Source organism: Mesorhizobium sp. WSM4989, assembly GCF_029625795.1.
Classification (GTDB): Bacteria; Pseudomonadota; Alphaproteobacteria; order Rhizobiales; family Rhizobiaceae; genus Mesorhizobium.
In genome coordinates this window covers 2153563-2168004 of the sequence record NZ_JARTVN010000001.1, presented here as the reverse complement: position 1 = coordinate 2168004, position 14442 = coordinate 2153563, and the positions used below count along the sequence as shown (strand labels likewise).

Here is a 14442-nt window from a genome sequence, read left to right as displayed (position 1 = left end):
TGCGCATGATCCCTTTCCAAAACCGATCCCGGTTCGGGCTCATGCGCCAGAGCAATTCCAGCAAGAGTGCGTAGCGGTTTTGCGTCCGGAATTGCACACGAACGAAAAGCATTGAAGGCGATCCTGTTCTTTCGCCGCAAATGCTCTAGGATTCCGCCATGACAACGCTCGCCGCCGATCGTGAAATTGAACATCTGATGACGCTCCATCCGAAAGGTTTCGACCTTTCGCTGGACCGCATCGCCCGCCTGCTCGAGCGTCTCGGCAACCCGCAGGACCGGCTGCCGCCGGTCATCCACATCGCCGGCACCAACGGCAAGGGCTCCTGCGCCGCCTTCTCGCGGGCGCTGCTGGAGGCGGCCGGTCATCTCGTCCACGTGCACACCTCGCCGCACCTGGTAAACTGGCACGAGCGCTACCGGCTGGCCGCCGAGGGCGGCGGCAAGCTGGTCGACGACGATGTCTTTGCCGAGGCCATCGCGCGCGTCGCCAAGGCCAATCAAGGCCAGAAGATCACCGTTTTCGAGATCCTCACCGCCGTCACCTTCATCCTGTTTTCCGAGCATCCGGCCGAGGCGGCGATCATCGAGGTCGGGCTCGGCGGCCGCTTCGATGCCACCAATGTCATTTCGCGGCCTGCCGTCTCGGTGATCATGCCGGTGTCGATGGATCACGAAGCCTATCTCGGCGACCGCGTCGAGCTGATCGCGGCCGAAAAGGCCGGCATCATGAAGCGCGGCTGCCCGGTGGTGATCGGCGCGCAGGAAAGCGAGACCGCGCTGGAGGTGCTGATCGAGACCGCCGAGCGGCTGGATTGCCCGACCGTTGTCTACGGTCAGGATTTCCTGGCCTTCGAGGAGAACGGCCGCATGGTCTATCAGGACGAGGACGGTCTGATGGACCTGCCGCTGCCGCGCCTGCCCGGTCGGCATCAGTTCGCCAATGCCGCCGCGGCGATCGCCGCGGTCAAGGCCGCCGGCTTCGAGATAAGCCATCGGGCTGCCGAAAAAGCGATGACCAGCACCGCGTGGCCGGCCCGGATGCAAAAGCTGACGCAGGGCAGGCTGGTTGAGCTTGCCCCAAAGGGCGCCGAGATCTGGCTCGACGGCGGCCACAATCCGGGCGCCGGCGTCGTCATCGCCGAAGCGCTGGCCGAGCAGGAGGAAAAGAACCCGCGCCCGCTGATCCTCATCGCCGGCATGATCAACACCAAGGACCAGACCGGCTATTTCAGCGCCTTCAAGGGGCTTGCCCGCCATGTCTACACGGTGCCGGTGAGCAAGAGCGATGCCGGCGTGCCCAATGACGAGCTCGCGCTGCGCGCCACCGAGGCCGGCCTGTCGGCCGAGCCGGTCAACTCCGTCGCCGATGCGCTTATGCTGTTGCGCGACAGCTGGGACGGTCCGGCGCCGCGCATCCTCATCGGCGGCTCGCTCTATTTCGCCGGCGCCGTGCTGGACGAGAACGGCACGCCGCCGACCTGATAGCGCCGAGGCAGTCGCGAGGAGCAATCGTGATCAAGGTGAACCAACTGGCCCATGTCTGCATCTTCGCGCATGACCTTGAGGCGACGCGCGGCTTCTACCGGGATGTGCTCGGCATGGACACGCAGTTCAACTTCCTGCGCGACGGCAAGATCTTCGGTTTCTATCTCAATTGCGGCGGCCGCAGCCATGTCGAGGTGTTCGAGAAGACCGAAGCCCGCTACAGCGAGGCGAACCAGGTCAACCACTTCTGCCTGGAGGTGGAAGACATGGACGCCGCGATCGCCCATATCCGGTCGAAAGCGGTCGAGGTGACGGCGAAGAAGCTCGCTTGCGACGGCACCTGGCAGGCCTGGATCAAAGACCCCAACGGCGTCAAGATCGAGCTGTTCGAATACACGGCCAAAAGCGCGCAATTCATCGGCGGCGATCGCGTCGCCGATTGGTAGCGGCGCCTGCCTCGAAGGTTATTTCAGCTCGATCTCGATGAAGGCGTATTCGCCGTCATTGGCGTTGATGACATCGTGCTCGACGCCTTCCCGGCGGAAATAGGGCGCGCCTTGCTTCATCTCCGCGAAGGATTCGCCGTCCTTGGTCACCAGCTTCACCTTGCCGTCCATCAGCGGCACGATGACATAGTCGTGGCCATGGCGGTGCCAGCCGGTGTTGGCGCCCGGGGCGAAGCGGTATTCGGTGACGATCACGCGCTCATTGTCGACGTGAACTGTGGCCTTGGCTGTTCCGGTCATGGGACTCTCCTTTTCTTAAGGAAAGGAGATGGCTGCCCGAAGCGTCAGGGCCAGAGCGCCGTCAGCGATGGCGCCAAGGAAAAAGCCCGGCGCGATGGCCGGGCTCGATCTTTCTGATATTCGGATTGGCTCAGGCGAGGCTGCCATTGATCCAGTGCGACAGCGCCGTCTTCGGCGCCGCACCCACCTTCATGTCGGCCACTTCGCCGCCCTTGAAGATCATCAGCGTCGGGATCGAGCGCACGCCGTACTGGGCGGCCAACTCGGGATTCTCGTCGATGTTGAGCTTGGCGACCTTCACCTTCGAGCCGAGCTCCTTGGCGATGTCTTCCAAAGCCGGGGCGATCATCTTGCACGGACCGCACCACTCGGCCCAGAAATCCACCACAACCGGCTCCTTGGCATTGAGCACATCGGCCTGGAAATTGCCCTTGTCGACCTTGACGGTGGCCATGCTGAAATCCTTTCGAAAACTCGGGTTGCACCAAATGTGGTGGCTGTGGTGGCGATGTTCAAGCAGTTCTTGTGTCACGCTCCCGTGAGTCGGGCAAGGGCACCGTCCATGGCCGCTGCCGGCAGCTCGATCAGGCGCGGCGCCTCGGTGAACAGCAGCGCGGCCGTCACCGTGCGGCCCGGATAGAGCGGCTGAAGCAGCGCGCGGTAGAGCGCAAGCTGCAGGACATAGGCCGGCGGCACTTCGGCCAGGCTGGCCGGCGCCGGCCGGTTGGTCTTGTAGTCGACGATCGAGACCGTTTCCGCGGTGACGGCCAGCCGATCGATCTTGCCGGAGATCGAGCGCAGCCTGCCCCTTACCTCCAGGCCGCCCATGACGGCGACTTCCGCCCGCGAGGACGGCGAGAACAGCGCCCCGAAGCTTCTGTCGGACAGGATGGAAAGCACGGCTTCCAGCGCCGTGTCGCGCTCTTCGGCCGGCCAGTCGGCGCCGGCGCGCGCTAGATAGCGCTCGGCCGCGCTCCGCCTCTCGTCCTCGGCGATGCCGGGCAGCATCTGTAGCAATTTGTGCAGTGCCAGCCCGCGCATCACCGCAAAGCCGGGTTCGGTTTCCGCAGCGAGCACCGGCGAGCGCGTGTCGGGCAAGCTTTCCGTCGCTTCGTCGATCAGCGCCGAGGCGCCTGAAGGCGAGAGCGGCCGCGGCAAGTCCTCATAGGGCGGGAGCGGCCGGAACAGGCCGTCCGGCAGCGGCGCGGCATGATCGAACAGTATCGTCTCCTCAGCCTGATTGAGCGCCATCGGCGGCAGCTTGGTCATATGGAAGCGATGCACCGCCACGTCGGGTGTCGCCGGATGCCGCCGCTCAGCGCTTTCCGGCGCACCCAGCAGTGCCCGGCTGACAATCGAATGCCAGGTGCCGGTGCTCGGCGCGCGCTTGCCGTGATAGCCGCAGACGATCAGCCGGTCCTCGGCGCGCGTCATGCCGACATAGAGCAGCCGCCGGTATTCGTCGTCGGCAAGCGCGCGCGCCCGCGCCGAGGCCGCTTTCGAAACGCCGTTGACGACGTCACTCGCCGAGCGCCAGAGATAGCCCTTGCCCTTCCAATCAGCGCCCGAGCTTTCGAAGGCCATCAGCCGCGGCAGGTGCTGGTCGCTGAACGGCGCCGAGCCGCCGTCGACCAGGAAGACGACCGGCGCCTCCAGGCCCTTGGCGGCGTGCACGGTCATGACGCGCACCTCGTTGCGGGTCTGGTCCATCTCGCGCTTGATCTCCGGCCCGCTGTTTTCCAGCGTCGAGAGGAAGGATTCCAGCCCCGGCAGGCCGGTACGTTCCTCAGCCAGGCAGAAACTCAGGAACTCGTCGAGGATGTCGCCGGCTTCCGGCCCGAGCCGGGCCGTCATCTTGCGGCGCAGGCCGTCACGCGAAAGCGCGGCGGCATAGAATTCAAACACCGGCTTGAACGCCACCTCAGTCGCCCAGCCATCGAGCCGGCTAACAACGGCGGCCAAGACCTCGTCTCCGCCGGCATGCTGCCGGAGCGAGGCGATCAGCGACTGGCCCTTTGGCCGCTCGCCAGCGAGCGTGAGCAACGTCTCCTCGGAAACCTCGAAGATCGGGCTGCGCAGCACGGCGGCCAGGGACAAGTCGTCCTCCGGCTGAATCAAAAAATGGCCGAGCGCGATCAGGTCCTGCACGGCGATATGGCCGGGAAGGCTCAGCCTGTCCGCGCCGGCAACCGGGATCTGCCGGTTCTTGAGGCTGCGCGACAGCGCGTGCACGAAGCGATCGCGCTTGCGCACCAGCACCAGGATGTCGCCGGCGGTCAGCTTGCGGCCTTTGCCTTCGATGGCCTCGCCGTTGCGCAGCCAGTTCTGGATCGTCGTTGCCACATGTTCGGCCACGCGCACGGCGGGCGCGCTGGCGTGGTTGACCGGCAAGGTCCAGTCGTCGGGCTCTTCGACCATTTCGGCGCCGATCGAGGGCCACACCTCGACATAGCCCGGCGCATCGGTGCGGATCGCCTTGTGGCTGAGCGGATCGGGATCGTGGCTGATGCCGCGTCGCACGCCTGGCTCGGCGAAGACGCGGTCGACGGCGGCAAGCACGTCGTCGCTCGAGCGGAACGACCAGGTGAGCTTCAGGTCGGCAAACGAAGCCTCCGCGTCGCGCACCCGCCCGGCAAACAAAAGCCGGCTTTCGGCAAAGGAATCGGGCGCCGCGCCTTGGAAGGAGTAGATCGACTGTTTCTCGTCGCCGACGGCGAACACCGTGCGCCGCACCGTCTCTCGCTGGCCGAACCCGGCGAAGAATTCTTCCGTCAGCTTCTTCACCACTTCCCACTGGTCGGGACTGGTGTCCTGCGCCTCGTCGAGCAGGATATGGTCGATGCCCTGGTCGAGCTTGAACTGCACCCACGGCCCGGCATCGGGCCGCGACAGCAGGCTGACCGTGCGGGTGATCAAATCGTTGAAGTCGAGGAAACCGCGGCTTCGCTTCAGCTGCTCGTAGCGGGCGATCAGCCAGCCGGCGACGGTGAGCGCAGCGGCCGTGCCTTCGAGCATGCGGAACAGCCCCAGCCGGTCCGATACATCGAGGATCGCCTTGGCCGCCGCGAGATAGCGCTCGGGCAGGTCGGGCAGCCTGTCCACCAGCGCTTTCTTGAAGATCTTCGGTGGATCGTAAGGGTCGCCATCGGAGCGCAGAAATGCCTTGGCGAGCAGTCGCAGTCGCCTGATAGGATCGGCTTCGGCAAAAGCGGTCTGCGCATAGGGCAGCACGTTGTTCAGCACCTGCCGCGCGTCGGCGGCTTCGGCGGCGCCCGCGAATTCAGCGAAATGGCTCGGCGCAAAGCCCGGCAGCGGCCAGACCGAAGCGGCAATGCCGGCTGCCGTCTGTCCGGGTTTGAAGCCGAATTCGGCGAACAGCAGCCGGAATTCCCGGTCCCTGCCCAGCTTTTCGATAAAGGCGCGCAGTTCGTCGCGCTTGCCGACGATCTCGGAGAGCAGCATGTCGAGCCCGAATTCGCCGCCGCGCTCCAGCACCGTGGCAAAGGCTTCCGCCAGGCCTTCGACACCGGCGCCGGCACCCGAGATCATGTCGCGTCGCGCATCCGCGAAAAGCGAGGCCTCCATCTGCGGGTCGAGCATCTCGAAATGCGCCGGGATGTTGGCTTCCAGCGGGAACTGATGCAGCACCGATTCGCAGAAGGCGTGGATGGTCTGAATTTTCAGGCCGTCCGGCGTTTCCAGCGCCTCGGCAAACAATCGGCGCGCGCGTCGCATCGTATCGCGATCGGCCGCCCGCCCGTCGAGCGCGGCTATCCGTGTCGCGAGCTCGGCGTCGGGAAGCGCCGTCCATTCCGACAGCGTCGAGAACACGCGGTTCGACATGTTGGCGGCGGCGGCGCGCGTGTAGGTCAGGCACAGGATCTTCGACGGATCGGTGCCGTTGAGCAGAAGCCGGATGACGCGTTGCGCCAGCACATGGGTCTTGCCCGAGCCGGCATTGGCCGAGACCCAGGCGGAATTTTGCGGATCGGAAGCGCGCGCCTGGCTGGCGGCGGTGTCGGAGGGGATCGGATATCTCATCCTTCCGCCTCGTCCTCGCTTGCGCCGCCGGCCGACCATTCCAGCACGCGCGCCAGATGGTCGTAGTCGCCATCGGCCTCGCCTTCGCGGAACGGCAGCGCGCGTGACAGATAGCCGGTGGTCGGGTCAGCATAGTGGAACAGCAGCCTTTCCAGCCGCGCCCACGCTTCCTCGGCAAGCTCGTTGGCGGTCTTCGGCTTGCGGTTGTATTCGAGGATCGATTCCTCGAACACCTCGCCGTTCGGCTTCAGCCGCACGAAGGCAAGCTGCGAGGGCTCGCAGATGCCGAGCTCCTTGAAGGCGCCCCGCCGAAGAAGCGCGCCCTCGAGTGCCAGCTGCGGCGACAGAAGCGTATGCGCCTGCGCCTTCGAAGGCGAGGAACCGGTCTTGTAGTCGAGGATGTCGGCCATGCCGACTGCGAGAAGGTCGACCCGGTCGGCATAGCCCGAAAGCGTGATGCCGGTGCGGCCGACAACGGTCTTTTCGGCGCGTTCCTCGGCATAGCGCCGGGCGACGGCGTCGGCGCGGGTATGCTCCCATTCGATGATGTTTTCCGCGAGCTTTTCGAAGCGCGGCCACCACACCGCCTCGATATCGGGCGGAAGTGCCGCGTCGGCAAAGCACGCGCGACCGGCCTCGATGAGGGCTGCCAGCGCGCCCGGCGCCCTCGGATCTTCCACCCTTCGCGAAAACAAATGCAGGATTTCGTGGAACAGCGTGCCGCGTTCGGCAGCACCGGGGTCGCGGATCACCGGGTCGAGCGGCATTAGGCCGAGAATCCGCCTGGCATAGATCGCATAGGGGTCGCGGCGCAGCGTCTCGATCTCGGTGACCGAGAAATGCTGTGGCCGCAGGTGCAGCGGCGGCTTCGGCTGTGGGCGGGACGCGAAATCCTTCCTGTCGCCGGCATCGAGCGCGCGCGCCCAGACAAGCAGCGCGTCGCCGCGCCGGCGAACTGCCGTCGCCTGGTCCTTGCCGATGAAGGTGACGATGCGCTGCAACCAGCGCGACGGCACCGCCGGCGCGTCGCCGGATCGGGCCGAGCGCGTCAGCACCACCGTTTCAGTACCCATCGCAATCTGGAAATCATGCGCGGCAAGGCCGATGCGCCGCTCCGGCGGCTCGAGATCGATGCCGGTCTTCATCAGCCGCGACATGAACCGGTCGCTCTCGGGCTTGCGCGGCCAGACCCCTTCATTGAGGCCGCCGATGACCAGCGTGTCGACGCTTTGCAGGCGAGCTTCCAGCGCTCCCCAGATGGCGATGTTGCGGTCGGTGCCTTGCGCCGGCTTGACCGTTTCCGGCGCGATCAGCGCCTCCATCACGTCGGGCCATTCGCCCGCACCGATCATAAACGGCGATGACACGGCAACCAGCCCGCGCAGAAGCGCGGCGAGCTTCTCGCCGGCGTCGCCGGCATAGAGGCTGGTCAGGCTGTCATCGGCCGCGCGGCCGAGACCTTCTAACGCCACGACGCTCGCCCGCGTCAATGTCGCGATATCGGCATCCTTCTCGCCGCGCATCGCAGTGAGCGGGGATAGCGCATCGGTGAGGCGATTGAGCACTGCCCGCGCCTCTTCGATACCGCGTACCGTGAGGCGCTGGAACCAGAAGGGCTGACGGCTGTCGCCGCCAAGGCCCGCGAGCCGCGTCTCGAAAAGCGCGTCGAGGGAAGCGACGTCCGGCCGGCCGGTGCCGCCGCGCAGCGCCACCAGCTCGATCAGCTCGGCAGCCTTGCGCACGCTCTGGCGTTCGAGACCGAGGCCAAGCAGCGGATGCTTGAGCAGCGACAATAGACCCACCGGATCGCCTGGCCGGAATGCTGCGCCTAGCGCCAGCCTGAGCAGGCTGGCGGCCGGCGTGTTGGCTAGCGGCGTGCCGCCGGAATCGTCAGCGACGACGCCGAAGCGTAGCAGCTCGGCCGAGACGCGTCGCGCCAGGGCGCGGTCGCCGGTGACGAGTGCCGCGCGCTTGCCCGGCATTTCCACTGCGCGCTTAAGCGCAATGGCAATCGCTGCCGCCTCGTCGCGCTCATTTGCAGCCTCGACCAGCGTCACGCCGGCCAGCGCCTGCTCGACATCATTGACCGAGAAACGCGGCCGCGACTCCGTCCAAAGCTCGGTGGTCTCGGCCGGCCGCAGCGCCTCGCCGACAAGGGCGGCGCGTAATGCGAGCGGTCGTGATGCAGCGCCGATCTCCTCGACATCGCGGCGCTCAATGCCAATGCTGCCGATCAGCTTGGCGAGGCCGTATTGTGGGTGACCAAGTGTTGCCGGCCGCGCGCCGGGCGCGGTTATCGCCGCGAAGGACGCGTCGTCGAGCTCACGGTCGAGCCCGGGCAGCACGACGGCGCCGTTCGGCAAGCCGGCGATCACGGCAAGCAACTCGGCCGTGGCTGGAATGGAGCCGGTCGAACCGGCGGCGATCACCGGTCCGGTCGGCGGACTGCGCTTCAGCCGCGCCGCTTCCAGCCGGATCAGCGCGCTGCGGTGCGCGGCCGGATTAGAGCGGTCACGCTCTTTGAGCAACTCCGGCCAGTTGTCGGTGACGATGCCGAGGAAATCGAGCGTCACCTGCCACCAGCCCGCAAGGTTGCCGGTGACCAGCGTGGCGAGCTTCGCCCAATCCGTTCCCTCGGTCTCGATCTCGTCCATCAGCCGGGCAAGGTCGCGCGAAAGCCAAATGGCGTCGGCGGCCGAGGTCGGCACAACGAACTCCTCGTTGAAGCGCGCCCTGACGTGCGCCGGCAGGCTTTCCTTCCAGGCGCGCACCAGCGGCGCCAGCAACAGCAGCCTTTCCTGCGCGGCGATCGGCGGTGCGAGGTCTATTGCCGGTGCCGCCTCGGCGTCAAAGGCGGCCTCGTCCTCGTCGAACTCGCCGAGCGGCCGCACCGTCGGCAAGATGGCCGAGCGTCTGCCGAGGATGTCGACGAAGGCGCCGCGCAGGGCGCGCGCCGCGCGCCGCGTCGGCACATAGATAGTCGCGTCAGCCAGCGCCAGCGGCTCGCCGTCGAAGCGGAAGGTTGGGATCAGGCGGCCTTCGAGCAACGCCTCCGCCAGCGTCGGCAGGAACGGCGCTCCGGACGGGATGGAAAAGACGCGGCGCGAGCCGCTCATACCGCATTAGATCTTTGTGCGCCCGTTTGGGCGCACAAACGACGATCTAACTCTTTGAGTCTACGCATCGTGCTTTCCAAAAATCGGACCCGATTTTTGGGCCGATGCGGTCGCGGGCGCGCCGGTGACCGCCGCTTCGGCCGCCGGAATGGCATCCGGCGTCCCGACGGTGATCCAGCGGCCTCTCATCTTCATGCCGAACAGGCGGCCGGCGGCGATTGCCTTGTCGAAATAGGCGTTGATCGAATGCGGGCCTTCGGGCGCATCCTTGAAGATGCGCGGATGGATGATCGCGGCACCGGCATAAATCAAGCCGGCAGGGTCGCCTTTGGACCGGTGCAGCGCGCCGTCCGGCGCCACGAGGAAGTCGGTGCCGACGCAGTGTCCGATCGCTGAGTCGAGATCGGTGAGCATCAGCAGAATATCCATTCTAGCGGCGTCCCATGCAAGGGCGAGGCGCTCGAGGCTGGGCTCGCCGCTGTCGATCCAGAACGTATCGGCATTGATGATGTAGAAAGGCTCGCCCCCCAGGAACGGCAGCGCCTTGACGATGCCGCCGGCCGAGTCCAGCAGGCCCGCGCGCTCGTCGGAAATGTCGATCTTCGGCGCCCGGCGGCCGGCGACATGGGCGATGATCTGCTCCGGCAGGTAGTGAACGTTGACGACGGCGCTGGCGACGCCGGCGGCTTCCAGGCTGTCCAACCCCCAGTCGAGCAAGGCCTTGCCGGCGATCTTCACCAGCGGCTTCGGCATCGTGTCGGTGATCGGCCGCATGCGCTTGCCGAGACCGGCCGCAAGCACCATCGCGGTCTTCGGCTTCATGGCGAGCGCTCCTCGAGCAGGCCGTGGGCCATGTAAAATTCCTTCAGGCCGGCAAGCGCCGGGTGCGCCAGCGCCCGCCTCAGATAGTCGCGAATGCGCGGCAGGTGCTTCAGATAGTAGGGCTTGCCGTCGCGCTTTTCGAGCCGCACGAAGATGCCCAGGATCTTCGAATTGCGCTGCGCCGCCATGATCGCATAGGCCTCGGCGAAGCCGGCTTCGTCGAAGGCGCCGGCCGAACGCCGCGCCGCGACATAGGCTTCGACCGTCCGCCGCTCGATCTCGGTCGAGACGGTGACACGCGCATCCATGGCCAAAGAGGCGACGTCGTAAGCCGCCGGGCCGATCAGCGCGTCCTGCACGTCGACGATGCCGAGCCGATCGAGGCCGGAACGCTCTGCCCGCCAGATGATGTTGGGCGAATGGAAGTCGCGCAGCATCAGCGTGTATTCCTGGCCCTCGAGCCGGTCGAGCACCGCATTCCATGCGTTATGATAGCCGGCCCGCAATGCATCGCTTGCCGGCTCGCCGGTGACCATCGGCACATACCAATCGACCAGAAGGTCGGCCTCGATCAGCATCGCCTCGCGGTCAAAGGGCGGAACGCCGTGGTATACGCCCGGCGCGGCCTCCATGCGGTCCGGCCAGGCCTTGCCATGCATCATGGCGAGCAGCTCCGCCGCTGCCTCATAGCGCTCGACGATCGGCTGGCCGTCGCCGCCCAAAAATCCTTCCGAGCCGAGATGTTCGAGCAGCAGAAAGCCCTGATCGAGGTCCTGCGCATGGATAAGCGGCACGCTGACGCCGGCGGCGAGAAGCGCCCGGTCGATGGCGACGAAGGCGGCGACCGACTGTGCGGTGTGAGCGATCACGGCGTAAGGCTTGCCGTCGCGCACCGGCGGTCCGAGCACCAGGCGCGGCGAGTTCATCAGCACCCGCGGCGCCCCGCCGGGAAGCGAGGCGATCTCGTAGGAACGGGCGGACGCGTCGCCGACGAAATGACGGCGGCTCGCTTCGCCCCAGCCGGCCGAGGCCAGGAAATCACGCATCGCCAGCGAGCGCGCCGCGCGCTCGAAGGCGGCTCCCTGTCCGGAGATCCTTGCCGACCGGCCCGCGCCCTGCTCGATAAGCTCGACCTGGAGCGCATTTGCCGGCAGCTGGTCGCCGGCTCGGTCCGGCCATTCGATCAGTGCCGCGCCCTGCGCCAGCGCGTCGTCGAGGCCGAGCTCGTCGAGCTCGTCCGGCGAGGACAGGCGGTAGAGGTCGAAATGGTGCACGGGTATCCGCGTCTCGTAGCTCTGCACCAGCGTGAAGGTCGGGCTCGGCACTTCGAGGCCGGCGTCGTCGGCAAGCGCCCGGATGAGCGCGCGGGCGAGCGTCGACTTGCCGGCGCCGAGATCGCCTTTCAGCGCAATCGCGTCGCCAGCCCGCAGCGCCATGGCAAGGTCTTCGCCAAGCCTCGCGGTCGCCGCCTCGTCGGCCAGAAATCGTTCCAACACCGTTTCTGCCAAAGCGCGTTACTCGGCCGCTTCGCGGATGCCGCCGGAGGGCGTCTCCGGGAAGGTGCAGATCACGGTCGTGCCCTTGTCCGCTCCGGTCTCTATACGCACCGTTCCGCCGTGCAATTCGACGAAGCTCTTGACGATCGACAGTCCCAACCCGGCGCCGCGTCGGCGGCCGCCATTGGCGCGCGGCTCGAAGCGTCGGAAGACCGATTCCAGCACGTCCGGCGGCATGCCCGGCCCGTCGTCATGCACCGAGAATTCGACGCCGTCTGCCATTTGACGGCAAGCGAGCGTGATCGTGCTCGCCGCTGGCGCATAATTTGCGGCATTGCTCAAGAGATTGTAGAGGATCTGGCGGACCCGGATCTCGTCGCCGTGGAAGCTCTTCGGCGCCGATGCAGCGTCGACCTTGAGCTTGATCTGATGCTCCTCCAGCCGGTCCGCGACCAGCTCGGCGGCCGCAGCGATCGTCCTGTCGATGCTCATCTCGGAAATGTCGAGCTGCATGATGCCGGCATCGACCGTCGCGAGATCCAGTATGTCGTTGACGATGGTGAGCAGGACCGAGGACGACGAGCCGACATGCTCGACATATTCGCGCTGCTTCGGCGTCAGCGGTCCCGTCGTCGGCAGCGACAGCAGTTCGGTGAAGCCGATGATGTTGGTCAGCGGCGAGCGCAGTTCGTAGGAGACGTGCTGCACGAACTCGTTCTTCAACTGGTCTGACTTCTCCAGCGCCTCGTTCCTGTCCTTCAGCGCCCGCTCGACATTGACGGTGTCGGTGACGTCGACAAAGGTCATCATCACTTGCCCGTTGGGCAGGTGGATCACGGCATAGCTCAGCACCGTGCCGTTGACGAGTTCCGCCTGGCCGTGGCGGTCGCGGCGTTCGTCGTCGAAGCCGGTGATGGCGGCGACGAAGCCGCCCCACGGACTGTCTGCCGCGCGTTGATCGCAAAGATCGCGGATCGCCGAGACATGCACGTTAGCCTTGATCGCGTCCGGCGCCAGCCCCCACAGCGCGATAAAGGCGGGGTTGGACAGGCGCAGCCGTCCGTCCGGGCCGAACACCGCCACGCCCTCCGCCAGATTGTCCAGCGTCTCGCCTTGCACACGCACGGCGGTCTGGTAGCGGCTTTCGAGGTCCATCTTCTCGGTCAGATTCTCGAACACCCAGGTGACGCCGCCCTTGGGCTGCGGGTTGGCCACCACGCGGATCGTCTTGCCGTCCGGCAGGTGCCACCAATGCTCCTGCGATTCGACGGCGCGATAGGCGCCGAGCAGGTTCTCCTTCCAGCGCCGCCATTCCGGCTGTTCGGCGATCTTGCCTTCGCTGCGCAGCCGGTCGAGCAGCAGCGCGTTGGAGGGGGCGCTGTGCAGAAAGCCGCCGTCCAGGCCCCACAGTTTCTGGAATGCCTGGTTGAAAAAGCGCAGGTTTTCGTCGGTATCGAAGATCGCCACCGCCGTGTTGAGCTGGTCGAGCGTGTCGGCATGGCTGCGCACGGTGCGCTCATATTCGGCGCGGATCGTCTCGATCGCGCTGATGTCGCAGGCGAGCCCCGCCGAGCCGTCGGCGCTCGCAAAGTCGGTGACCGAAAACATGTGGCGATCACCCTCGATGACCGTCGACAATGTCTGCTCGAAGACGGGGCGCGACTTGTGCTGTTCGGCAATCTGCTCGCGCGCCTGTCCGCCGAGGAACTCCTTGGCTTCGCGCACGGCGGCCTCCGCGCTTTCCGCTTCGACCGCCTCGGCATAGGCGCGGTTGACCCATTTCAGCCGCCCGTCGGCCGCCCGCAGCCATGTCGGCATCTTCAGCGCGTCGAGCAAGCCGAGCATGGTATCGTAGTCGGCGCTGAGCCGCTGATTCTCGACCTTCAGCCGGGCCTGGCTGCGCAGCCTTTCCGACAGCGATATGAAGCGGACCAAGACATGCGCGGCGCTCTTGCGGCCATGCACCTCCAGCGGCATGCCCGCTTGCGTTTCGATGACGAGATCGAAAGTTTTCGCTTGGTCGCGCAGCGCCGCTATGGCGTTCTCGAGCGCCGCGGCGGAGCGCGGCATCAGCCAGCGGCCGAAAGCGAGGAAGGCGGACCGCTCGTCCGGTGCGCCGCTTTCGAGCGGCAGGCTGCCGATCAGCTCCGGTTTCTTGATCTCGGAACTCCACACGACGACGCGCTGGTCGCGCAAATTGAGCAGCGCCTCGGAGCGCTGCAGGGCCGCGTTGACGTCGGCGATTCGCGCCCTGAGCTGGACATTTTGCGACGCCGTCCGTGCCCGCTCGCGGATCAGGAAGATGGCCGAGACAAGGGCTGCCCCCATGACGCCGGCAAACATCGCAAGTTGCATCACCTCGACCGTGCTGACCGCCGCGGCCACGCCGGTATCGGCATGCGCCGCAACGCTAAGCAATGGGGCGGCAGACATGGCGGTGGCAAGGAGCGTGCCGAGACGGGCGCCGGCACGCCATGAGAGAGCTCCGCCCGCCGCGGCGGAGCCGGTCGTGATCGAATCCTCGTGGCCGCCGGAAACGGCCTTTCCCGCGCGTGGCGGGTTATCCCCCGGCATGTCTTGGTCCTCTTCGCCGCTTGAATGCAAGACCGCCCTGAATGCGTCCCCGGCCCAACTGTCCCCGGACCGCGAATCACAACAATAACGCCTGCCGGAATCGGCGTGAAGAATCACAGGTGCAAAAAATGAAGCCGGGCAGAAAGTCAACACCCGGCTT

9 protein-coding genes are annotated in these 14442 nt (G+C 66.3%); 2 read left to right on the top strand and 7 right to left on the bottom strand.

Annotated features, from left to right (window positions below; all coding sequences use genetic code 11):
- Positions 1 to 158 precede the first annotated feature (158 nt).
- Together P9217_RS10400 and P9217_RS10395 are read left to right on the top strand one after the other, a co-directional pair.
- Complete coding sequence (locus P9217_RS10400; RefSeq protein ID WP_095827280.1) at positions 159 to 1484, top strand: folylpolyglutamate synthase/dihydrofolate synthase family protein; 1326 nt, start codon at positions 159 to 161, stop codon at positions 1482 to 1484.
- A 29-nt stretch (positions 1485 to 1513) separates the two neighbouring features.
- Positions 1514 to 1933, top strand: a complete 420-nt coding sequence (locus tag P9217_RS10395) for a VOC family protein (RefSeq protein WP_127239640.1) — start codon at positions 1514 to 1516, stop codon at positions 1931 to 1933.
- A gap of 18 nt (positions 1934 to 1951) precedes the next feature.
- Here the strand turns inward: P9217_RS10395 and P9217_RS10390 are convergent, their stop codons facing one another.
- From P9217_RS10390 to P9217_RS10360, 7 genes are all read right to left on the bottom strand, one after another.
- Complete coding sequence (locus P9217_RS10390; protein WP_067002933.1) at positions 1952 to 2233, bottom strand: cupin domain-containing protein; 282 nt, start codon at positions 2231 to 2233, stop codon at positions 1952 to 1954.
- 130 nt (positions 2234 to 2363) lie between these two features.
- Positions 2364 to 2687: a thioredoxin gene (gene trxA, locus P9217_RS10385; protein ID WP_041000044.1), complete on the bottom strand. Its 324-nt coding sequence runs from the start codon at positions 2685 to 2687 to the stop codon at positions 2364 to 2366.
- A gap of 74 nt (positions 2688 to 2761) precedes the next feature.
- Entirely contained in the window at positions 2762 to 6274 is a 3513-nt protein-coding gene (addA, locus tag P9217_RS10380) for a double-strand break repair helicase AddA (RefSeq protein ID WP_278086070.1), read from the bottom strand.
- Positions 6271 to 9390: a double-strand break repair protein AddB gene (gene addB, locus P9217_RS10375; RefSeq protein WP_278086071.1), complete on the bottom strand. Its 3120-nt coding sequence runs from the start codon at positions 9388 to 9390 to the stop codon at positions 6271 to 6273. Before addB ends, addA begins: the two co-directional genes overlap by 4 nt.
- Before the next feature lie 60 nt (positions 9391 to 9450).
- The gene (locus P9217_RS10370) at positions 9451 to 10212 is read right to left on the bottom strand and encodes a nucleotidyltransferase family protein (protein ID WP_095799049.1); all 762 of its coding nucleotides are present in this window, start codon (positions 10210 to 10212) and stop codon (positions 9451 to 9453) included.
- Positions 10209 to 11720: a tRNA (adenosine(37)-N6)-threonylcarbamoyltransferase complex ATPase subunit type 1 TsaE gene (tsaE, locus tag P9217_RS10365; RefSeq protein ID WP_127239636.1), complete on the bottom strand. Its 1512-nt coding sequence runs from the start codon at positions 11718 to 11720 to the stop codon at positions 10209 to 10211. The genes P9217_RS10370 and tsaE overlap by 4 nt, the downstream gene beginning before the upstream one ends.
- Positions 11721 to 11726: 6 nt before the next feature.
- Positions 11727 to 14282, bottom strand: a complete 2556-nt coding sequence (locus tag P9217_RS10360) for a PAS domain-containing sensor histidine kinase (protein WP_278086072.1) — start codon at positions 14280 to 14282, stop codon at positions 11727 to 11729.
- Positions 14283 to 14442: the final 160 nt, after the last annotated feature.